18 protein-coding genes are annotated in these 23,053 nt (G+C 62.2%); 10 read left to right on the top strand and 8 right to left on the bottom strand.

The features are described from left to right. The first annotated feature begins 223 nt into the window (after window positions 1-223). From ACLIVD_RS43275 to ACLIVD_RS43260, 4 genes are all read left to right on the top strand, one after another. Entirely contained in the window at window positions 224-1,159 is a 936-nt protein-coding gene (locus ACLIVD_RS43275; protein ID WP_206004777.1) for a sterol desaturase family protein, read from the top strand. 265 nt (window positions 1,160-1,424) lie between these two features. Continuing rightward, window positions 1,425-3,029, top strand: a complete 1,605-nt coding sequence (locus ACLIVD_RS43270) for an FAD-binding oxidoreductase (protein ID WP_206004847.1) — start codon at window positions 1,425-1,427, stop codon at window positions 3,027-3,029. Between the two features lie 191 nt (window positions 3,030-3,220). Then, a complete protein-coding gene (locus tag ACLIVD_RS43265) occupies window positions 3,221-3,865 on the top strand; it encodes an SDR family oxidoreductase (protein WP_241032094.1) in 645 nt (214 codons plus the stop codon). Between the two features lie 161 nt (window positions 3,866-4,026). After that, window positions 4,027-5,385 carry a YhgE/Pip domain-containing protein gene (locus tag ACLIVD_RS43260; protein WP_206004846.1) on the top strand — a complete coding sequence of 453 codons (1,359 nt, stop codon included), beginning with the start codon at window positions 4,027-4,029 and terminating at the stop codon, window positions 5,383-5,385. 655 nt (window positions 5,386-6,040) lie between these two features. Here ACLIVD_RS43260 and ACLIVD_RS43255 read toward each other — a convergent pair. Continuing rightward, window positions 6,041-7,024: a DUF6670 family protein gene (locus ACLIVD_RS43255; protein WP_206004775.1), complete on the bottom strand. Its 984-nt coding sequence runs from the start codon at window positions 7,022-7,024 to the stop codon at window positions 6,041-6,043. 214 nt (window positions 7,025-7,238) lie between these two features. Further along, window positions 7,239-8,243 (bottom strand): sterol desaturase family protein, encoded by a 1,005-nt coding sequence (locus tag ACLIVD_RS43250; RefSeq protein ID WP_206004774.1) that lies wholly within the window; start codon window positions 8,241-8,243, stop codon window positions 7,239-7,241. Window positions 8,244-8,311: 68 nt separating this feature from the next. Here ACLIVD_RS43250 and ACLIVD_RS43245 point away from each other — a divergent pair, with 68 nt between their 5' ends. Continuing rightward, on the top strand, window positions 8,312-8,965 hold the full coding sequence (locus ACLIVD_RS43245) for a TetR/AcrR family transcriptional regulator (protein WP_206004773.1): 654 nt from the start codon (window positions 8,312-8,314) through the stop codon (window positions 8,963-8,965). 724 nt (window positions 8,966-9,689) lie between these two features. Here the strand turns inward: ACLIVD_RS43245 and ACLIVD_RS43240 are convergent. The 4 genes from ACLIVD_RS43240 to ACLIVD_RS43225 all read right to left on the bottom strand — a co-directional run bounded on the left by ACLIVD_RS43240 (window position 9,690) and on the right by ACLIVD_RS43225 (window position 14,479). Next, window positions 9,690-10,205, bottom strand: coding sequence for a gamma carbonic anhydrase family protein (locus tag ACLIVD_RS43240; RefSeq protein ID WP_206004772.1), 516 nt, complete (start codon window positions 10,203-10,205; stop codon window positions 9,690-9,692). Between the two features lie 258 nt (window positions 10,206-10,463). Next, on the bottom strand, window positions 10,464-12,086 hold the full coding sequence (locus tag ACLIVD_RS43235; RefSeq protein WP_206004771.1) for an FAD-binding oxidoreductase: 1,623 nt from the start codon (window positions 12,084-12,086) through the stop codon (window positions 10,464-10,466). A gap of 62 nt (window positions 12,087-12,148) precedes the next feature. Continuing rightward, window positions 12,149-13,477, bottom strand: a complete 1,329-nt coding sequence (locus tag ACLIVD_RS43230) for an Nramp family divalent metal transporter (RefSeq protein WP_206004770.1) — start codon at window positions 13,475-13,477, stop codon at window positions 12,149-12,151. A gap of 258 nt (window positions 13,478-13,735) precedes the next feature. Next, window positions 13,736-14,479, bottom strand: a complete 744-nt coding sequence (locus ACLIVD_RS43225) for a FadR/GntR family transcriptional regulator (protein WP_241032093.1) — start codon at window positions 14,477-14,479, stop codon at window positions 13,736-13,738. 58 nt (window positions 14,480-14,537) lie between these two features. Here ACLIVD_RS43225 and ACLIVD_RS43220 point away from each other — a divergent pair, with 58 nt between their 5' ends. The 5 genes from ACLIVD_RS43220 (at window position 14,538) to ACLIVD_RS43200 (ending at window position 21,094) form a co-directional block, all read left to right on the top strand. Then, window positions 14,538-15,719: a CaiB/BaiF CoA transferase family protein gene (locus tag ACLIVD_RS43220; protein ID WP_206004769.1), complete on the top strand. Its 1,182-nt coding sequence runs from the start codon at window positions 14,538-14,540 to the stop codon at window positions 15,717-15,719. Beyond that, complete coding sequence (locus ACLIVD_RS43215) at window positions 15,716-17,200, top strand: FAD-binding oxidoreductase (RefSeq protein WP_206004768.1); 1,485 nt, start codon at window positions 15,716-15,718, stop codon at window positions 17,198-17,200. Before ACLIVD_RS43220 ends, ACLIVD_RS43215 begins: the two co-directional genes overlap by 4 nt. A 22-nt stretch (window positions 17,201-17,222) precedes the next feature. After that, entirely contained in the window at window positions 17,223-18,386 is a 1,164-nt protein-coding gene (locus ACLIVD_RS43210) for an FAD-binding oxidoreductase (protein ID WP_206004767.1), read from the top strand. 24 nt (window positions 18,387-18,410) lie between these two features. Continuing rightward, a complete protein-coding gene (locus ACLIVD_RS43205; protein ID WP_206004766.1) occupies window positions 18,411-19,769 on the top strand; it encodes a heterodisulfide reductase-related iron-sulfur binding cluster in 1,359 nt (452 codons plus the stop codon). Between the two features lie 548 nt (window positions 19,770-20,317). After that, entirely contained in the window at window positions 20,318-21,094 is a 777-nt protein-coding gene (locus ACLIVD_RS43200; RefSeq protein WP_206004765.1) for an IclR family transcriptional regulator, read from the top strand. Window positions 21,095-21,151: 57 nt separating this feature from the next. Here ACLIVD_RS43200 and pyk read toward each other — a convergent pair whose 3' ends face one another. Then, entirely contained in the window at window positions 21,152-22,660 is a 1,509-nt protein-coding gene (gene pyk / locus ACLIVD_RS43195; protein WP_241032092.1) for a pyruvate kinase, read from the bottom strand. Beyond that, window positions 22,657-22,932, bottom strand: coding sequence for a DUF3263 domain-containing protein (locus ACLIVD_RS43190; protein ID WP_206004764.1), 276 nt, complete (start codon window positions 22,930-22,932; stop codon window positions 22,657-22,659). The genes pyk and ACLIVD_RS43190 overlap by 4 nt, the downstream gene beginning before the upstream one ends. Window positions 22,933-23,053 lie beyond the last annotated feature (121 nt).

Below are 23,053 nucleotides of genomic sequence, written 5' to 3'. Positions count from 1 at the left end.
GCCAGAGTGGCGATCAGGGGTAAATCGGACGGTGCCGGGTGCAGCGTCACCTCCACGGCTCGCCGCGTCAGGCGACGCGCGCCTCATGTGTCGATGCAAGTACGCATCAACCCACTGCCGACGGTGGAACGGTTGGATGGCGGTGCCGGGCTCATGGATTCAGTCTAGCCAACGATATGTATCGGTGGTAATTTACCCACGAGTCATATCACTGGAGGCTGTCATGCACGAGCTGTTCGACCCCTTGGGGAACCCCCTTGTCTACGCGATTCCGTTCTTCGTATTGACGATGCTGATCGAGCTCGCCGCGCTCAAGTGGCTCGACCACGACGACGAGCTGACCGGCTATTCGGTGAAGGATTCACGCACCAGCTTGCTGATGTTCGCCGGTTCAACGGTCACCCTGACCGTGTTCAAGCTGGGCTCGTTCGTCATCTTCAACCTGGTCTTCGTGTATCTCGCGCCCGTGCAACTCGATACCGGGGCGTGGTGGTACTGGCCGGCGATGCTGCTCGCGCTCGATTTCGCGTACTACTGGCAGCACCGGTTCGTTCACCGAGTGAACGTAGGATGGGCCGCCCATCAGGCGCACCATTCGAGCGAATACATGAACTTCGGCACGGCACTGCGGCAGAAGTGGAACCCGTGGTTCGAGTTCTTCTTCTGGCTTCCTTTGCCTCTGTTGGGTTTTGCGCCCTGGACACTGTACGTGGCCTTCAGTGTGAATCTCGTCTACCAGTTCTTCGTGCACACCGAGATGATCGGCAAGCTCCCGCGTCCGATCGAGTTCATCTTCAACACACCCTCACACCACCGGGTCCACCATGGCTCCGACCAGGAGTACCTCGATCGCAACTACGCCGGCATGCTGATCATCTGGGACCGGATGTTCGGCACGTTCATCGAGGAACGGCAGCGACCCACCTACGGACTGACCAAGCAGGTAGACACGTACAACGTGCTCACGTTGGAATACCGCGCGTTCGCCGACATCCTGCGCAACGTGCGATCGAGCACCCGATTCCGCGACCGGCTCGGCTACGTATTCGGCCCACCGGGCTGGGAACCGGCCAGCAACCTCACCACCACACCCCCCACCCTGGACACTGGAAGGCCGGAATCGCGACCAATGCCGGCGCCGGAGGCTCCGTCGCGGTAGCGCACAGCACTCACGCGGGATACCTCGATGCGAAGCGGTGTTCGTCACCGGCAGAGTTCTCACTTCCACCAAGTAGCTCGACGTGAGCGGGTATCGTTCGCCGCGATTCTGCTGCGGCACACCGCACAGTTGGTGCGTGAAGCGCCCCCGTACAGCAAATATCAGGTGGGCACACCTTGAGTTGGATGGAGACACCGGAGGGCGTGGTCCCGAACTCAATGGATCGCGTTTCGTTCAAGATCGTGAAACCGAAGGATGATGAATGATGACAGGTAAGAACCGGTCATGGTGGGGTTGGGGGAACGTCGAGGACGCCGTCGCTGACGGGGAGTTATCGCAATTGATCGACCGGGTAAGAGCGTTGTTTCCCAACGCAGACCTCACCGAGCACACTGCTCCCGATATCGGGTCTTTCGATGTACCGCAGAGCAGGATTCGCCCCCCGAAGCCCTTGGCGGAGCTAGCGTCGACGGCATCCGCCGAACGAATGGCGCACAGTCACGGTCAGGCTTTTCGAGACGTGGTTCGTGCACTGCTAGGACACCTGCACGACATTCCCGACGTTGTTGTTCGGCCGCGTACCGAGGACGACGTCGTCGCGGTTCTCGACTGGTGCAGCGACGCTGGAATCGCGGTCATCCCCTTCGGCGGGGGGACCTCAGTGGTGGGGGGTGTGGAACCACGTGTCGGCGATGAGTACACCGGAGTGGTGAGCCTAGACCTCACGGCGCTTGATCGAGTCCTCGAAGTCGACCCGGTCAGTCGGGCAGCGCGCGTTCAGGCCGGCGTCCTTGGACCTGACCTCGAACAACAGCTGCGGACACATGGGTTGACCCTTCGATTCTTCCCACAGTCCTTCGAGTTCTCCACGCTGGGCGGATGGCTCGCGACACGAGCCGGCGGCCACTATGCAACGGGCCCCACACACATCGACGACCTCACCGAGTCCATGCGAGTGGTGACACCCGCCGGTGTCATCGAGTCACGGCGCCTCCCAGCATCGGGAGCGGGACCGTCGCCGGACCGGATGTTTCTCGGTTCAGAGGGCACACTTGGTATCATTACCCAGGCCTGGATGAAGCTCCAGGACCGTCCTCGTTGGCGCGCCACCGCGTCGGTGTCGTTTGCTGATTTTGACCGCGGCGTCGAGGCGGTACGAGTCATTGCACAATCCGCTCTCAACCCGTCGAACTGTCGGCTACTCGACCCCGCCGAGGCCATGATCAACGCCGGAACAGCGACCACCGTACTAATTCTCGGGTTTGAATCGGCACATCATCCGGTCGAACCCTGGATGGCACAGGCCCTCGAAGTATGTCTGGACCACGGGGGAACGCTGCCAGAGCCCGTGCGTTACACCGACTCCGAGAACGCGACGGCGCGCAATGGAGCCGCTGGGGCCTGGCGGTCGTCGTTCCTTCGGATGCCCTACCGACGAGACGCTCTTGCGGCGCGCGGCATGATCGTAGAGACCTTCGAGACTGCCTGCACTTGGGATACATTCCCACAGGTCAGGGCTTCGATCGAGGCTGCAGCCCGCGAGGCGATGCGCGAGGTCGGAGCAGAAGGCGTGCTTACTTGCCGGTTCACCCATGTGTACCCCGACGGTCCAGCACCCTATTTCGGCATCTACGCAGCCGGTACCTGGGGCAAGACCGTCGAGCAGTGGGACGGGATCAAAGCCGCAGTTTCCGAGGCAATATGCGCGTCCGGAGCGACAATCACCCACCACCACGGGGTGGGTCGTGATCACCGGCCATGGTACGACCGGCAACGCCCCGACCTCTTCGCTACCACGCTCGCGGCAGGAAAGTCGGCGCTCGACCCGGCTGGCATTCTCAACCCGGCTATCTTGATCGATCCGTCATGATCCATCCGTTCTCGCATGCACCCCAACGCGAACATACGGGGGTTAAGGCGACCGACCGGCAGTCAAGCCCCCACCCACCCTCCGACCACCGCGACTCGGGCCCCGATCGCGACACCTCTCGCATCCTCGACCCCAGTGCACCGCACCTCAGTGGCTTCGCGGCGTCTGATCTGACCGACAGGGATGCGCCCGTGGTGCTGGTGATCGGCGCCGGGCCCGGCGTCAGCGGTTCGGTGGCGAAGCGATTCGCCCGTGAAGGTTACAAGGCTGCCCTGGTCGGGCTCGACGAGCAGGTGCTTGTAGATCTCGCAGCGGACCTGGAGTCCTCGAGCGTCGGGTACGCAGCAGTCGATGTCACCGACGAAGATAGTCTCAGTGCGGCGGTGAAGCATCTCGGTGACCGCGTCGGACGGTTTGACGTGCTCCACTTCAACCCCAGTTCATACCGTGCGAAGAACGCACTTGCCCTGACCGCCGAGGAACTGGCCCAAGACATCAGTCTCGGGGTCGGTGCACTGTTGACGGCCTTGCACGCTGCCAGGCCGTACATGTCTGCAGGCGGACGTATCACTGCAACTGGCAGCATGGTCGCGGACGTGCCCAACGCGATGGCTGCCAGTCTCGGGGTACAAAAGGCAGCGCTGCGCAACCTGGTGCACAGCATCGACTCGACACTCAAGGACGACGGGATCAGAGCGGTATCTGTGACGGTCCGCGGCATCCTGGCAAAAGATGGCGCATTTACACCCGACCATGTCGCCCAGGCGATCTATACCGCGGCCACTCAGGACACAACCGCTTGGCGAACAGAGGTGCCGTACTCAGGTCTGCCTTGAGTGCGTGGTACCAGTTGCACGAGGCCGATCAGGTGTTCATGTTGATCTCGCAGTACCGCGCGTTCGCTCAGCCACCGTGCGGGTGCTGACAGTGCGTTCCCATGGCATCGAATGGGGAGAACGTTATCCGGTTGGTAAAGAATCAGATTGAGACAGGAGATATGGTGCAACGCACTATCGACGGGGAACAAGAACCGAGCGCGGACCGGCGCACGTGGAATGTCCTTCGGGCATCGCGGTTCTGGATCACTCCGATTGTTCTCGTTTGCATCGTGATGACGCTACTGGTAGCCCTGTACATGGGCGGCATGCTCGACCCCACCAAGCACTTGCGCCACTTCCCGATCGCGCTCGTCAACCAGGACGAAGGCGACACCGTGCCAGGCTCGTACCCGCCGACTCGGCAGACACTCGGCACTCAGATTGCGTCCAGGCTGATCGACGGGGTGGACTCCGAGAAAATTGATCTGCGGCCTATGGGCATAGCCCAGGCACAGTCGCTACTCGATGAAGGCAAAATTTATGGCGCCATTGTCATTCCCAGCGACTTCACCAAGCGCACCTTCATCCTGGCGCACGCCAGTATTACCCCCGGTGACGTTGAAGAACCAATGATCACGGTCTACACCAATCCGCGCACCGGCACGATGAACACGAACTTGGTGCAGAACATCGGTGAGATGACCTTACGGCCTGTCAATCAGGCCGTGGGTGAGCAACTCACCGCGCAGGTCAATCAGCAGCTCGGTTCGGGCAGCGAGACGCCACTGTCGGGGGCGAGCCGGCTCGTGCTCGCCGATCCGATCGACGTGCGAACCGTCGCCCACAACCCGCTGCCCGACGGAACGGGATTCGGGCTGGCCGCCTTCTACTACGCGCTACTGCTCGTCCTGGCAGGATTCACCGGGGCGACCATCATCAGCGCCCTCGTCGACGGCATGCTCGGCTTCACGCCCACCGAGGTGGGGCCGCTGTATTTACACAACGAGGCGGTCCGGATCACCCGGTTCCACACCCTTTTGGTCAAATGGGCCATCATGGTCGCCCTCGGACTCATCGTCTCAGGGTTGTACCTGTGGATCAGCTCCGCCCTCGGGCTTCCGATCACCGATCCGCTCATGCTGTGGGAGTACGGGGCGTTTGCGATCACCGCGGTGGGCATCACCGCGGTATCCGTCATGGCGGCCTTCGGCAGCCTAGGGCAGGTCATCAACCTGATGATCTTCGTCGTTCTTGCGCTGCCGTCGTCGGGCGGAACGATTCCGTTGGAGGCCACCCCGTCGTTGTACTGGTGGCTTGGCGAGTTCGAACCCATGCATCAGATCTACCTCGGTGTCCGTGCGATTTTGTTCTTCGGCGCCAGCGGCGACGCAGGACTCTTCCACGCCGTGTGGATGACCCTCGCCGGACTAGTCATCGGCCTCACGTTCGGCGCGGTAATCACTCGGTTCTACGACCGCAAGGGTCTGCGCCGCAGCCACAAGGCTCCTATGCCCCTTCCAGCAATAGTGTCAGACTGAGTCAGCTATAGCGTTGCCCAGTGAAAGCGGTTTCGTCACCGCCAATCAGATCGGAAGCCGACGCAACAAGGAGCACGTCTCTGCGTGTGTCCGGCAGATGGAGAATGTGGTATCCGCGGCGTGACGGCAATTGTTGCGTAGTGCGTGCAAAACAAGGGGGAGCCGTTCGGCGACACCACGCCTGCACGTGGAGTGGAGTGTTGGGCGAATGTGCTGCACTGTTTCGGACTGGCGTGCAGCGCAGTTCTCAGTCGACGACCGAGACCACTCGGGGCCACTGACATGGGTAGCACGGAATTTCCGGCTACCGCATGTCTTCTCCGCGGTAGGGGAGGTGTGATCGAAGGCGACCAAAAGCGGGTTCCCACAGGATGCATCGCCGTCCGATTGCGTCGAACGAAGAATTGCGCCAAAGGTAACAAGGTCGTCAGTTTCGAGGATTTAATCCGGACGGATCTGCGCGGGGAGGATCGTGCGCTCTCGTCGCGCGGCATGGCCCACACCGGGGAGTTTGAGGTTCTTCAGTTGCGTTGTGGGTAGACTTTCGTCGCCGCAGAACAGTTGGCACCTTCATCGCCAACCAGCTCACAACGCTTTGAGCGCAACGAATCCGATCTACATCGACAATTGCTATGCGGCGGACTGCCCATCGCGGTCAGCGTCGATCGATCCACTCGACGTAGCCGGTCCCGGAGATGGCCCTGCCTCGGTATGTGCCGGAGTATTGGTAACTGCCGACGTAGCCTGCGCCGAGGCCGTAGACGAAGTCGTCGTTGCTGATTCCCTCAATCGTGACTACGTCCCGTCCCGATTGGTCTCGCACCGCCCAGCTGAACCGCCGTGGCAGTTGCATCCTCCTCCCGTCAGGGGTTAGTACCGCCGGCTCAGCATGCTCGAGGACGTCAAACCGGAACTTGTTTGTGAGCTCCTCACTGGTGCCGTCGCGATTGCGGACATAAACGGAACGTTGGAGCGGCAGACCTTGAGGTCCCCGCTGTTCGGCCAGCAGTACCTGTACGTTCGCATCGATGTTGAGCACATGGTAAGTGAAGAAGCGCACCGGCATAGGAAGATTGACGGCACGTGCGTACTCGTAGGTGCACAGTCCGGAAACTTCGATTTGCTCGCCGCCTGTGGTAAAGCCGCCGCGATAATCGCACAGCACACTCCAGTGGTCATAGAGTCCACTCCGGCGTGCAAATTGGGACACCGCCGAGGTCGGCTCGAGCACCAGCTCGATCTCCACGTCGGGCCGATTCACCGCCAACTTCACGCAGTCAGTGCTCCTTTCGAGAGTGACGCCCCCCAAGCGCAAGTGGCTGCCATCAGCGGCCAGGTCGCCGTCGTCCGCGGCGCTGTACAGATGGAAACCGTCCGTGATCGCGGCTGAGCCCAGCAGTAACCATGCCGAGTCCGCCGGTGTGGTCGTCGTATACCCGCGGTTGTCAAACACCGGAATGCGAGCGTCGCCGAGGATGAGAATTGCGTTGAAGAACCGCAGCGGGTCGGGGAGTCCTGGCACGATAACGCCGTAGTGGACCAGTCCATAGCGGCCGCGAGGGGTGTGGATCGGGGTGGTCATGGCGTCGAAGGGGCGCGAATTAATTCTGCGGTTGATACTGCCGAGGATGGCGGTCATGGCTTCCTATGGGAGCTCGCGGGTCGGGACCGTCGACCCCACGCTCTGTCGTGGGGCGCGGTCACTGCGTCATGGTCGGGGGGCGACGAGGATGTGGAACCTTTGCGATTGTGCGGCGCACTACAGCCGCGGTACCCAGCAGCTGCGGCTCGGTTGTTGCGTCCCCGCTGCGGGTGACTGTTCATTTCTTGGAAGGATGGCGAACCGAACTGCCTCAGCCCGGGATCGGACGTCGATCAGAGTCACCCACTGGAACGGCGTGGAGTCCAGACCCAACCGAGTCTCGGGAGGAATCTCCCACGGTCGCGTCAGTCGTGGGCTCCGCCGAGAGATTGCACTCGAGGGTGGGGGGTGTGGTGGTGAGGTTGCTGGCCGGTTCCCAGCCCGGTGGGCCGAATACGTAGCCGAGCCGGTCGCGGAATCGGGTGCTCGATCGCACGTTGCGCAGGATGTCGGCGAACGCGCGGTATTCCAACGTGAGCACGTTGTACGTGTCTACCTGCTTGGTCAGTCCGTAGGTGGGTCGCTGCCGTTCCTCGATGAACGTGCCGAACATCCGGTCCCAGATGATCAGCATGCCGGCGTAGTTGCGATCGAGGTACTCCTGGTCGGAGCCATGGTGGACCCGGTGGTGTGAGGGTGTGTTGAAGATGAACTCGATCGGACGCGGGAGCTTGCCGATCATCTCGGTGTGCACGAAGAACTGGTAGACGAGATTCACACTGAAGGCCACGTACAGTGTCCAGGGCGCAAAACCCAACAGAGGCAAAGGAAGCCAGAAGAAGAACTCGAACCACGGGTTCCACTTCTGCCGCAGTGCCGTGCCGAAGTTCATGTATTCGCTCGAATGGTGCGCCTGATGGGCGGCCCATCCTACGTTCACTCGGTGAACGAACCGGTGCTGCCAGTAGTACGCGAAATCGAGCGCGAGCAGCATCGCCGGCCAGTACCACCACGCCCCGGTATCGAGTTGCACGGGCGCGAGATACACGAAGACCAGGTTGAAGATGACGAACGAGCCCAGCTTGAACACGGTCAGGGTGACCGTTGAACCGGCGAACATCAGCAAGCTGGTGCGTGAATCCTTCACCGAATAGCCGGTCAGCTCGTCGTCGTGGTCGAGCCACTTGAGCGCGGCGAGCTCGATCAGCATCGTCAATACGAAGAACGGAATCGCGTAGACAAGGGGGTTCCCCAAGGGGTCGAACAGCTCGTGCATGACAGCCTCCCGTGATATGACTCGTGGGTAAATTACCACCGATACATATCGTTGGCTAGACTGAATCCATGAGCCCGGCACCGCCATCCAACCGTTCCAACGCTGGCACCAAGGGTGTCGCTCGCGCCTATCGTGAAGCGCAAATCGTCGAGGAGGCTTGCCGGTCGTTCGGCGAGGGTGGATTCATTGGCACGTCCGTCGACGACATCGCGAAAGCCGCCGGAATCTCCAAGGCGTTGATTTACAACTATTTCGGATCGAAGGAAGGGTTGTTCAGCGCGTGCCTGGTGCATGCGGGTAGTTTGCTGGCCGCCGATATGGAGCGGACCGCAGCGAGCGGCGCTGTGGGACTGCAACGAGCTGTTGTCACTCTTGAGGGTGTTTTCACGGTGCTTGAGTCGAGGCCCTGGCTCTGGCAGCTATTCTTCGATCCGACCGTGCCTGGAACTCCTGAGATCGACGAGGCGATTGCCCGCTATACCCGTCGGATCACTTTACTTGCCGAAGACGGGGTGGGTGAATTGATGGAGCTCTCCGGTAATGACGATCCGCTTGACCGAGCCGCTATGGTTGCGGTCTGGTCAAGTGTCTTCAATTCTCTGGTTACCTGGTCGATATCGCATCCCGAAGAGTCACCCGAACAGATGACCCAACGTTGTGCACGACTATTCGCAGGGCTTGCGCCGGGTCTTCAACCGCGGCGGCCGACACCACACTCGTAGCGGTGTGATTTGTATCCGGACCGGCTGGTAACTCCTGTGCAGGTAGGTGTGAGCGTGCGCGGCATGGGTGATCGCTCTCTCGGACGGAGCGATCACAGCGACTAGGATCTGCCAGTCGGCGGCTGCTCGATGTGACCTTGGTGAGCGCCGAGAGGGCGGTAGCGGTAGGTCGAGTCTTTCGAGGTGCGGAATTCCACCGGTCCGTCGACCTCAAGCCGATTGTCGAGGGTCCATACAGTCGAGCGTCGCTATGGTCGAGCGCCTGAATAACGATCGCGGGAGTGGCGTTCAGGGCTCGCCATCGTCAGACCCCCACTGCGGGCGCGGCCGCAACCGCGCTGGCCGCGACGACGAAGTGACGCAGGTGGCGGCTGCGGGCCGCCTGACGGCGACGAATGCAAGCGGATCGAGGCATTTTCTGCCGAGGGTTTCTTCGCCTACCAACAAGCTTGGTTAAACGCCAGGCCCCGCGCTGGCCGACATCGGCGACATCATCCCCAATCACCCGACCGGGGCCACTTCAGACTGGGCAGACGCACCCACTACGCCTGGCTGCCGAAGGCACCCACACTGTCCAACCGGGAGCCGGCCTCGACCCTGCGCTACAGCAGCACCCCACCGAGAGCCACGCAGCATATGCCGCGCTACGTCAGGAGTCGCGAGGTCGTCGCTGTCAGCTCACTCCGCACGCTGGGCGTAGGTTTCATGCTACGGCTTTGATGCTTCAGACTTCATGGCCTGTGGAATGCATGTGAAGCGCGTCAAGATACATTGCGGCGTTGCGTTTTATGCTGTCACGCTCGGCGTCGGTTATCTCGCGGCGTACCTTGCCAGGGACGCCCGCCACCAAGGAGCCCGGGGGGATCTCAGCGTCTTGGAGGACCAATGCGTTCGCGGCGATCAATGTGCCGGACCCAATCTTGGCGCCGTTGAGGACCGTGGCACCCATGCCGACAAGCACGTCATCTCCTATCTCACAGCCGTGCAGGATGGCATTGTGTCCCAGTGATACGCCGCTTCCGACGGTTAGCGGAATACCTGGATCGGCATGCAACACGCAGCCGTCCTGGATGTTGGTCTGATCACCGATGGTGATCAATTCCATGTCACCGCGAATGACTGCGTTGTACCAAATTCCGACGTATTTACCGAGGCACACCTTGCCGATGACCGTCGCGTTGGGGGCGATCCAGCTTGTGGCATGTACATCCGGGCAGTGGTTGCCCAACGCAATCTTCATCGATCGAATCCTTCGAGTTTTCGACACTGAGTAGGCGGTGCACCCGCTAGCTTCCGGCTGCCATTTCATCGCACAGCGGGTCGAGACGAGTTTTGCGAGCGCAATCCCTGAGGGAAACCGCATCTGCAGTCGGTGGTGCTGAACAGCTAGATGCGGGGATAGTTGCTTCGGTATTTCCGGGAGTGTGATGTGTGGTGGTCCCGCCCGGCCAGGGTGCGATTTGACCGGACGAGACCACGCGCGGACTTGGTGTTGGCGCTATCGGGGGTCGACGAGCACGCCGGGGTTCATGATGCCACTCGGGTCGACCGTCTTCTTGACCGACTGAAGCGCTGAGGCGAACAGTTCGGGACGCTGCTGGTCGTACCACGGACGGTGGAAACGGCCGACGGCGTGGTGATGGGTAATTGTCCCGCCCGCCGCGAGGACGGCCTCTGATGCCGCGGCCTTGATCGCCGCCCATTGCTCGACCTCGGCGCCCTGCTTGGCCGGGGCCAGCACGGTGTAGTAGGGCGCGGGCCCGTCGGGATAGACGTGGGTGAACCGGCACGCCACCACACCGTCACCACATTCACGCTTGGCGGCCTTGGTGGTTTCTTCCACGACACGAGCATGCAGTTCAGGGAACGCGCTCCACGTACACGCGGTCTCGAAAGTCTCCCTCAAGACACCCATCCGGGTGTAACCCTCCTTGAAATAGGGTCCGCGGACGAAGAAGTCGCGCCACCGGCCAGCCGCACCGGAATGCCCTGCATCTGGTGACGAAACGCCCTGCAGCGCTTCCTTGCTGACACGTCCGCCGTGATCGGCACAGATTTGTGCGGCCCGTTGCATCCAGGCATGTAGTTCGTGATCGGCGGACTCGAACGCCACGACGAGGATCGAGTCGGACTTCGATGCTCCCGACAGCAAGCTTTCGGTGGGATCGAGGAGCCGGCAGTTGGAGGGCTGAAGGCCTGATTGCGAAAGTGCCCGAATTGCGTTTACGGCGTTGGTGAAGTTGTCGAACGGCACCGAGGTTGCCACCTTGAACGTAGGCTTGTCCTGCAACCGCATCCATGCTTCGGTGATGATGCCGAGTGTGCCTTCCGAGCCGATGAACATGCGATCGGCGGACACTCCGGCGCCGTCACAGGGCAGGCGCCGGGTTTGCATCGTCCCGGATGGGGTCACCACTCGCATCGACTGTACGGAGTCATCGATCTGTGTGGCGCCGGTCGCGAAGTGGCCGGCTGCGCGGGTCGCGATCCAGCCACCCAGGGAAGAGAATTCGAAAGCCTGGAGGAAGAAGCGCATCGACAATCCGTGCGGGCGCAACTGGTTTTCCATGTCCGGCCCCAGCACACCGCCCTGGATTCGGGCGGAACGAGATTCTCGATCGATTTCCAGCACCTGGTTGAGGTGTCGAAGGTCGACGGTGATTGCGCCCCGGTAGTCATCGGTGACGATGGGCTCAATGCCCTGTGCCACCGAGGACCCACCGCCGTAGGGAATGACGGCGACGGCGTTGTCGTGCGCCCAGTCCAGGATCGAGACGACATCACGCTCGTTTCTGGGGAAGGCAACGAAATCAGGGGGATTGTCGAATTTGCGTTCCAAACCGCGAACGAAGTCGCCCAGATTCTTGCCCAGGGTGTGCTCTGCTCTCGTCCAGGTGTCTGACTTGCAGATGTGGGCCAAAGTGTCGGGCGGTGTGACACGAGGATCCCGCAGTTCGATCTCATCGATGGTCGGCGCCTTCGCGAGATCGTGGATGGGAAATCCGAACTTATCCCTGATCATTGTTCCCAGGGTGTCGACCTCTGCGTCCGTGATGCCGGTGTCGGCGAATCCCCAACCCCAGAACTTTCTGGTTCGTAAGTCCAGGTTTTGCTCGGCCATTTCTACCTCTTTCTCAATAATGAGTGCCACAATTGAGCGCTCGTGATTCGTTGATAGATGGTTCAGAACAAGCCGGTTATCAACCCGTAGGCCGCCCACAGGCCGATGCCGCCGACGATGAGCAAGATGACGTTTTCCCACCATTTGTTGGCGTATCCGGGCAGCATCCGACGTTTGTCGTTGGTCACGATGAGAGTGCCGACGATGATGACGGGCGCGAGGATTCCGGCGGTCGCGCTTCCGGCCACTGTCATGGCGACGACATCGGGAAAGACGGGTAACGCGAACAGGGTCGGTATGCACAGCATAAGCCCGAGTTGCACGACGCGGAATCCCAGGGTGCGGTCGGTGGGGATGTCGGCGTTCTTGCGAGAGGGAAACGCGTGATGAATGCCGGTGAAGAAGATTCTGGTGTAACCGCGTGCGTAGGTGGTGCACGAGCAGAAGGCGGTCATCATCAGGCCGAGCCACAGCAGCCACGGTCCGATCGGGCCGAGTGCAAGTGACATCATCTGGCTCAGGTCATCGAGGGTGGCGATCTTAATCCCTGCAGGGCGCAGCACCTCTGCCCCGACGATCCAGATGGAGAGGTTAACCACCACCACGGCGATAACTCCGCTCAACAGGTCGATGCGCTGCATGCGCAGGAATTCCGGACCCTTCCAGCCTTTGTCACGGATGAACTCGGGATACATGAGGTTGCCGGCCGAGCCGCCCACCGCACCGATGATCGCGGCGGCCACAAGCAAAGTGGCGAAGGCTCCAGTATCAGGAGGCGCTGAGAAGGCCAGCCCGTGAACGATATCGCCGGGTTTCGGCTGGGACTTGATGGCGGCGTATAGGAAGACAATGACAAGGATGGATACCTTGATTCGGGCGATGATCTCCAAAATGGAGTAGGCCTTCGGCCGCGTGAGGACCAGCCATCCGATCGCGGCGGCGAACACGCTCCATAGGAACGGTCCCCATGTGGACCCCCCGAATCCGCGGAAGAGGTGATGCAGGGCGTTGCCGACCATGGCGACCATGTAGGTCTGCAAGATGAAACCGCTGATCAGTGCGAGCGTCCCAATGACCAGCGGCAGTTTCTTCCATACCGCGCCGAACCCTTCGATGATGGTCTCATCGCCCACGGAATTGCATAGGCCGTATTTCGCGATCGCGCTGGTGAAAAAGAACCGGCTCAACAGGGCCAGACCCAGCGCCCACATCAGCGAGTAGCCGTAATTGGCCCCTGCGACTGATGAGTCGACGAGATCGCCGGCGCCCATCCAGGCCATGCTAACCAGCAATCCGGGACCGATTCCCTTGGCGTAGTCGGTCCACCGGCGAGGCGGAGTGGGCATCTGCGTATGGGATTTGTCTCGGGTGATACGCGACTGCGTTGGCATCGAAGGTCTCCTCGAAGTAGTCCCCCGGGGATGTCCCTTGGGGATGCCGGTGCGCCGCCTATGCGCCGCCAGTGCGCCGCGAATTGCGCCGCGGGTACGCCGCGGGCGGAGACGAGTTCCGTCCCGGAAGGCCCGTCCGGCAATGATGGTCAGGCCATCGTGGCGCTAAGAAGACGGTATGACGCGAGTCACGTTTGCGCAAGCCCCTATTTCGAAGAGAGAAAAACAAATTCCGTATCATGGAATTTCCGCCAGGGGTTACTCGGACGCCTCGGGGTAGGTGTGGCGCAGATGGTCGCGGAGCGCAGCGGCGGCGGCGTCGGCGTCGCCGTCGGCGATCGCGCCGAGGATTCGGCGATGTTCGGCCTGCAGACCCTCAGATACCGAGGGCCACGGCCCCAGCGCGCGCATCGCGGCAAGTCTGTGGCGTTCGACGGTGTCGCGGAGGGCTCCGGTGAGGTACGCGATGAGACGATTTCCGCTGGCCTGGGCAATGCCCGTGTGGAAGACCGAGTCGAGTGCATTGAACCGCAAGATGTCGACGTCCCGCCCGTCCATGGAATCGAGCGTCCGAGCCAGATCGTCGACTTCGGAAGCCGTTGCCATTGTCGCGGCTTCGCGCACCGCCCACTCTTCGACGATGAGGCGGGTTTGAACGACCTCAATCTCCGAAAAGTTGCTCAATCCGATGTGTAGTCGAAGCATGCTGGTGAGCGCGTCTGACGGTTCAGTGGCCAGCACCTTGGCGGACTCGGGACCAGAGGTAACGCGTTCGGCGATGACGCCGAGTGCTTCCAGCGAGTGCAGAGCCTCGCGCACCGAAGGCCTACTGACCCCGAGGAGCTGGCTGAGCTGCCGCTCGCTGGGAAGGCGATCGCCGCGCTGGAGTCCACCGTGGCGGATACGTTCCTCGATCTGCTCGATGACGAGTTCGTGGACGCGTGCGCGTCGAACCTTCGTCCATCCCGTGACACCGACTCCGGATTCCTCTTGCACCGACACCTTACGAAGCTTACCGTGTTAAGACCGACATGATGGTCTTACCAATAGGGGTAAACAAATGACGCTATCTGCTTCGGATCGAATCAGCTGGACCACTGAGCAGGCGGGAAGCCTGGCAGGAATTCGGGTGCTGGACTTGAGTCGCATCCTGGCCGGGCCGTACCTGACGATGATGCTGGGCGATCTGGGTGCCGACGTGATCAAAGTGGAGCGCGACGGCGGTGACGACACACGGGCGTGGGGGCCACCCTTCGCTCAGGGTGAGGCGACGTATTTCTGGAGCGCCAACCGGAATAAGCGCTCTGTGGTTCTCGATCTGCACGACACCGGCGACGCGGCGCTCGCCGCGGAACTCGCGGCCTCGGCTGACATCGTCGTGGAAAACTTCCGCCCGGGCGTCGCTGACCGAATGGGGCTAGGGTACGAACACGTTTCGGCTCTCAATCCGCGAGTAATCTACTGTTCCATTTCCGCCTTCGGCGATTCGGAGCCAGCGCGCGACCTCGCCGGATACGACCTGCTGGTACAGGCGGTCGGCGGACTGATGAGCATAACCGGAACCGAGGACAGCGGGCCGATCAAGGTCGGCGTCGCTCTCGTCGACGTGTTGGCCGCGTTGCATGCCACCGTCGGTGTCCTGGCCGCGTTGCGGCACCGTGAGTCGACGGGCGTCGGCCAGCGCGTCGATGTCACCATGCTGCAATCGTTGCTCGCCAGTTTGGCCAATCAGGCAACAGCCTTCCTGGGTTCCGGCATGTCACCGGGCAGAATGGGTAACCAGCATCCCTCGATCGCGCCGTATCAGACGTTGCACGCCCGCGATGGTCAGATCGCGTTGGCCTGCGGCAATGATCGGCAGTTCCACAAGTTGTGCGCCGCGTTGGGTGTGGTCGAGCTTGCCAGCGACCCTCGATTTGTCACCAACACCGAGCGCGTCAGTCACCGTGACGACCTGATCACGCTGCTGGAAGGTGCCTCGACCGCGCTCAGCGTCGAGGACCTCTTGAACCGGCTGCGGCAAGCCGGGGTGCCGGCCGGCCCGGTCAACTCCATCGCCGAGGCGTTCGAGTTTGCCGAGAAACTCGGACTCGAGCCGCACCGGATGGTCAGTGCCGGCGATCGAAGTGTTCCTCAGGTAAGCAGTCCACTGCGGCTTTCCGTGACGCCGGTGCGATACGACCTCCCGCCGCCGCTGCTCCCCGATCGGTCCAGAGCGCAGGAGGAGATTCCGCAGAGATGACACTGACCGAGACCACCACGGACACTGCGCGCGACGACGACACATTCCTCGATTCCTTGTGCGGTCGGCTGCGCCCTGGTGCCGTCATCGTAGATCCGACCGCGCTGCGCACGTACGAATGTGACGGCCTGACCGGCTTCCGGGTAACGCCCAGCGCGGTTGTGTTGGCTGACACGACCGAAGAGGTCCGCCAAGCGGTGCTCACCTGCCGCGAGTTCGGTGTGCCCTATGTTGCGCGCGGCGCAGGAACCGGACTCTCCGGAGGGGCGCTGCCCACATCCGACGGTATCGTCATCTCCCTGCAGCGGATGCGGGCAATCTTGGAAATCGACCCTCGCAACCTGCGGGCCGTTGTCGAACCGGGCGTCACCAACATCGACATCACCAAGGCCGCCGCACCGTTCGGACTCCATTTCGCCCCCGATCCGTCCAGTCAGCAAGTGTGTACCGTCGGCGGCAACGTCGCCGAAAACTCCGGTGGCGCACACTGTCTCAAATACGGCTTCACCGTGCATCACGTGCTGGAACTCGAAGTCGTCCTTGCCGACGGCTCGGTCGTTCGTTTGGGCGGAGTCAATCGTGAACAGCCTGGTTACGACCTGTTGGCGGCCTTCGTCGGATCAGAGGGCACCCTGGGGATCGTCACCCAAGTGGTTGTGCGGCTGGTACGCAACCCGGCAACGGTCCACACACTGTGCGCGGACTTCCCCTCCATTACCGCTGCCAGCGAGGCCGTTACCCGCATCATCGCTGCGGGGATCGTGCCCGCGGCCATCGAAATGATGGACGCCCTTGCCATCGAAGCATCCGAGGCCGCGGTCGGCGCCGGATACAGTCTGGACACAGCGGCCGCCCTGATCGTCGAAAACGACGGTCCCGCTGCGGAATCGAAGGTAGAATTCGAGGCCGTCGAACAGATTTGCCGAGACACCGGCACCACGAAGATCCGCATCGCAAAAGACTCCGCCGAGCGGGCCATGATCTGGCGGGGACGCAAGGCCGCGTTCGCGGCGGTGGGACGGATCAGTCCGGACTACATTGTTCAGGACGGCGTTGTGCCGCGCACCCGCCTCAGTGAAATCCTCTCTCGAATCGGGGAGAAGGCCGCCGAATCGGGCCTTCGAGTCGCCAACGTGTTCCATGCCGGAGATGGAAACTTGCACCCGCTTGTTCTCTACAGTGAGGCCGAAGGGCAACTCGAGCAGGCCGAAGAACTCTCGCGCGAGATCGCCGAACTGTGCGTGGAGATGAGTGGATCGTTGTCCGGTGAGCACGGAATCGGCACGGATAAGGCGTGTTCGATGCCGCGGATGTTTACCGAATCGGATCTCGCTGCGATGTGGCGGCTTCGCCGGGCTTTCGATCCCGAAGAGCTGTGTAACCCGGGCAAGCTCCTGCCGACACCCCGGCTGTGTGGCGAAAAGCCGGGCGTCTATGTTCCCCACGCTCTGGAGGTCAGCGGTGATATCGAACGCTTCTAAGGCCCAGCAAGCTGCCCGGCCGGTGTGGGAACCCGACAACGCCCGCGAGGTTGCCGAGTGCCTACGCGACGCCGCGCAGGAGCACCGTGCACTCAACATTGTCGGCGCCGGCACCGCGCAGTACTGGGGCGGCGATATCCGGGCATCCACCACCTTGCGGATACACAAGCTGGACTCAGTCCTTCGCTACGAGCCCGGTGATATGACGATTCAGGTCGAAGCGGGGATGGCGGTCGCCGATCTGCAGTCGGTCGTTGCCGATCACGGCCAGCGTCTGGCCCTCGACGCAGCCCGCATCGATCGCGGTGCCACCGTCGGCGGAATGCTCGCCACCGCCGATCAAGGCCCGGCACAGTTAGCGTTCGGCGGTCCCCGCGACCTGGTGATCGGAGCCACGCTGGTCCTATCGGACGGTGAGATCGCACGGTCAGGCGGCCACGTCATCAAGAATGTCGCCGGCTACGACCTGGCGCGGCTGGTCTCGGGCTCGCTGGGCACCCTGGCGGCGATCACCGACCTCACCTTTCGCCTCCACCCGATACCGGCAGCGACAGGAACACTAAGTATCGAGACCGGCATCGACGAGGCGGTCACCTACGCCGAGGCAATCGCCGAGACAGCCCTAGAACCCGTGGCCGCCGAGTGGATTTCCGGCAGACTGCTGATCCGCTTCGAGGGCACACGCTCCGGCGTACACGAACGTCTTGACGCCGCCGCTCACATCACTGGCGTGGGTACCAGCATCCTGGACGACGACGAGGCTACGCAGGCCTGGGCGCAGCAGGCAGCGGTCAGCAGTCGCAACGGCCACAGCGCCCAGGACACAACCACCCTGCACGGGCTAGCCCGGCCCTCCGACGTGTCATCAATTGTTCACGCAGCCGAGCGATCATGCCTCGAACACGGAGCAGTGCCGACTATCGGGGCAGGATTGCTCACTGGGCGAGTTGACTTGAGGATCGACGCCGCGACCCTCTCGGCACACGCCGCGACCGTCGACCAATGGCGCCAGGACATCGAAAGCCATGATGGCACCGTAACTCTGCGTGACCGGCCCGAAGGTCTCACCGATCTGATCGATGCGTGGGGGGAACCGCCGTCGGCGGTCGCAGCCTTGCGCGCTGTCAAAGCGGCCTACGACCCCGGCGATCTGCTCGGCCCCGGTCGATTCCATCCGTGGTTCTGATTGCTTTCAAGGAGATCTACGTTCATGTCCAGTTCCTTCGATGACCACAACCCACCCAAGCCAGAACTGTTGGCGGACTGCGTCCACTGCGGATTCTGCCTACCAACCTGTCCCACATACCAACTATGGGGCGAGGAGATGGACTCCCCAAGGGGGCGGATTCATTTGATGAATCTGGCCACCGAGGGCCAGGTTCCTATTGACGAATCCTTCGCTAGCCACTTCGACGCGTGTCTGGGATGCATGGCGTGCGTATCGTCATGCCCGTCGGGGGTGCAGTACGACCAACTGATCGAAGCGGTGCGTCCGCAGATCGAGCGGGCAGTTCCCCGCACTGTGGCCGATCGGCTGTTCCGAGCCTTGATCTTCGCCATTTTCCCCTATCCTGCCCGACTCCGGGTGGTAGCGCTCGGCGCGTGGCTGTACCAGCGTTCGGGGATCCGGTCATTACTGCACAGGACCGGGATGATGAGCATGTTGCCGGCGCGGATGCAGGCGCTGGAGGCACTGATGCCACGCGTGATACTGCGCAATATCGCGAGTCGACAACGTGAAATCAACCGCCCGGTAGGGGCGGCTCGTCGCCGTGTGGCCCTCATTTCGGGCTGTGTCCAGCAAGTGTTCTTCGCCCAAGTGAACCAGGCAACGGTCCGCGTGCTGATCGCCGAGGGATGCGAGGTCGTGGTTCCCAAGCAAGGGTGTTGCGGAGCGCTCAGTGTCCATGCCGGACGCGAAGAAGAGGGCCTCGATCGGGCGCGTAAAATGATTGAATCGTTCGAGGACCTGGATGTCGACGATATCGTGGTCAACGTCGCTGGCTGCGGATCAACACTCAAGGAGTATGGCCATCTGCTTGCTGACGACACCGAATATGCCGGACGTGCAGCAGAGTTCAGTGCGAAAATCCGCGACATCACTGAAGTGCTCGCAAGTCTCGAACCGCAGGCCCCCCGGCACCCCATTGCCGCACGCATCGCTTATCACGATGCGTGCCATCTCGCGCACGGCCAACAGATCCGTCGACAGCCCCGCGACGTTCTGCGGACAATTCCCCAACTCGAAGTGCTGGAGGTACCCGAGTCGGAACTGTGCTGCGGTTCTGCCGGCATATACAACATGGTCCAACCAGAAGCCGGTGAAGAACTCGGAAATCGCAAGGTCGCGAACATCCTTAGCGTACAACCCGACGCGGTGACAACCGGAAATCCGGGGTGCCTACTTCAAATCGCACGCTACCTTGACGGTGTTCCACTCTTCCACCCGATCGAACTCATTGATGCCTCCATCCGCGGCCTGAACCCCCTGACCTCGTCAGAACCGCGAACTCAGACACCACGAGCGCAGAAACCAATGTGTGACTCACAGTGTGATTGTGGCAATTGATCTCCGGGGCGAGGCAACCGACTGCGTGGACCGCTGTCGCCCTCGCCCCTAGATCAGCCCATCGTCCTGCACGTCCGGCGCTGCCCGGTCGGCGACGGCGCCAGGGACCGAATCCAACAAGACCTGGCGATCCTCGCCGGCCGGGCGCACTCGGCCAGTGCGTAGTTCACCTGGTTTCGCGACCTTTGCAATCCCACCAGAGATTGCCCGGTCGAACAGCGACAAGAGATCGGCGACCACCCTGAGCGCCGACTGTGGCGGAATTGACTACCGGTACTCCGGTTCGCGCCGAGTCAACACCTGCGCCGTCGAACAGACTGCCCGCCGTCGCCAGAACCGCCGTCGCTTCGTCCGGCAGCATCAACAGGTCCAACATGTCCGCGCCGATAGGGCGCGGGAATCCCAGCTTCGCGATCTAGTCCCCATCCGAATATTGACCGCGTGCGTGATCGCGTCAGGTGCGCGAGCCATGCTGCTGGCACTTCGACGATGTCTTCCGCTTCGTGGATCCTCTGAGGAGCCGGTGACTGAAGGAATGGAGGTCAGAGATGACCGCAGAAACCGGAGCTAACGCCGGCGGTGGAGTCCAGTCGGTCGAGCGAGTCTTCGACATCCTCGAGATGATGGCTTCGGCCCGCGGACCGATCGGAGTCACTGAGCTTGCCGACCTGGCAGCGCTTCCTCTTCCGACCATTCATCGGCTCGTTCGCACACTCGTGAATCGGGGGTATGTGCGTCAGGTGCCGTCCCGACGATACGCTTTGGGGCCGAAGTTGGTTCGCCTCGGTGACAGTGCAACTCAGCTCATCGGGTCCTGGTCGGGTCCTCACCTGTCGAGTCTGGTCCAACAATCCGGGGAGACAGCGAACATGGCAGTGCTCGATGGGAATATGGCGGTTTATGTGGCGCAAGTTCCGTCCCCGCATTCGATGCGAATGTTCACGGAGGTCGGTCGGCGCGTTTTCCTGCACTGCACCGGAGTCGGAAAAGCACTGCTTCTGCAGCTGTCCAACGAGGCGGTTCGCTCCTTGGTCACCAGGACGGGTATGCCGTCTTACACCGAGAATTCCCTCACCGATCCCGAGACGCTCATCGCCGATCTCGAAGTGTCTCGAAGACGCGGATACGCCCTCGATGAGGGGGAGCAGGAGATCGGCGTCCGGTGCTTTGCGGTGCCGGTGCCCAATGCGCCTACCCCGACTGCTGTTTCGATCTCGGGACCGGCGACGCGGGTAACCGTCGAATCCGCCGATCAGATTGGTCCCCTGCTCCAGCGGGTGGCTCAAGAGCTGGCGACCGAGTTCGAGAAAGACGCTGCGCTGTGATGAATGGGAGGGAGTTCACGCTTTAGGTTGTGCGCCAATTCGTCCTGTTCAGGCTAATTAGTGGTCGTCTTCGCCGATTCTGTGGACGTGGATCAGGTTGGTCGAGCCTACGGTGCCGGGCGGCGACCCCGCCACGATCACGACGAGTTCACCCTTCTGATACCGGCCCAACCCGAGCAACGCGTTGTCGACCTGCCGCACCATCGCATCCGTGCTGTCGACCGGATCGACGATGAACGTCTCCGTCCCCCACGTCAACGACAACTGGCTGCGCACCTCCGGCAACGGCGTGAACGCCAGCAACGGCAACGGCGTATGCAACCGCGCCAACCGGCGCACCGTGTCCCCGGACTGCGTGAACGCCACCAACGCCTTCGCATCCAACCGCTCCCCGATATCCCGGGCCGCGTACGAGATCACCCCCCGCTTGGTCCGCGGCACATGCGTCAGCGGCGGCACCTGCGTCGACTCGTTCTCCACCGCCTCCACGATCCGCGCCATCGTGCGCACCGTCTCCATCACATACTTACCCACCGACGTCTCAGCGGACAGCATCACCGCGTCCGCACCGTCGAGGACCGCGTTCGCGACATCCGAGGCCTCCGCGCGGGTCGGCCGGGAGTTCTCGATCATCGACTCCAGCATCTGCGTCGCCACGATCACCGGCTTCGCGTTCTCCCGGGCGATCTGAATCGCCCGCTTCTGCAGTAGCGGCACCTGCTCGAGCGGCAACTCCACACCCAGATCACCGCGCGCGACCATCACCGCGTCGAACGCCAGCACGATCGCCTCGAGGTTGTCGATCGCCTCCGGCTTCTCCAGCTTCGCGATCACCGGAATCCGGCGACCCACCCGGTCCATCACCTCGTGCACCAGTTCGATGTCCGCCGGCGACCGCACGAACGACAACGCGATGAAATCGACACCCAACCCGAGCGCGAACTCGAGGTCCGCGATGTCCTTCTCCGACAGCGCCGGCACCGACACATTCATCCCCGGCAGCGACACACCCTTGTTGTTCGACACCGGGCCACCCTCGGTGACCCGGCAGATCACGTCGTTGCCCTCCACCCCGGAGACCACCAGACCGACCTTGCCGTCGTCCACCAGCAACCGGTCACCCGGCTTGGCGTCCTCCGCCAACTGCTTGTAGGTGGTCGAGACCCGGTCGTGGGTGCCCTCGCACTCGTCGACGGTGATCCGCACCTCCTCACCGTTGGCCCACGTGGTCCGCCCCTCCGCGAACCGGCCGAGCCGGATCTTCGGGCCCTGCAGGTCGGCCAGGACACCGACCGCCTTCCCCGTCGCGTCCGAGGCCGCCCTCACCCGTTTGTAGTTCTCCTCGTGGTCGGCGTGCTCGCCGTGGCTGAAATTCAGCCGCGCCACGTCCATACCGCTCTCGACGAGCTCGCGAATACGGTCACCGGTGGCGGTAGCAGGTCCAAGTGTGCACACGATCTTCGTGCGATGCAGTGGGTTAGCGCTGTTGTTGGAGTGGGGTGGGGTGGCCGCCCACTCGCCTACGTGTCCTAGGTGGGGTGCGGTGATCGTGACTGACTCGGTCATCGCGTACGCGGCAGGATGTTGGCGTGTGCCATTGTGTTCCTGGCCGAGTGCGAGGCAAGCCGGACTTGGCAGATCAGCTGAAGCTGAGCCGAGACCGCAGGGGTGATCGCGAGACTGTGCATGAACCACTTCTTCTCCAGGATCTGCTGCAATCGGCGGAAGTATTGGGCGGGCGTGAGACCGAATTCGACAAAGATGTCGGCGTCGGATCCGCCGCCCCAGTGTCGCCACTTCTGTGCGAAGTCCACTATTGCAGTGGTGGTGTCGATCATTACTCCTCCTCGGATGGGGACGTACGTATGCGGTTGGAGTGCTGAACCGCGGTCGGTAGCGTCCGAAGATGATCGACCTAAGAAGGGGTGTGCCGGGGATCAATTCGGCGGTACGAATCTC

The organism is Rhodococcus sp. G6(2025) (assembly GCF_058628105.1).
Note: the sequence above shows the minus strand (reverse complement) of the source record. Positions and strands in the feature narration are given on the sequence as shown.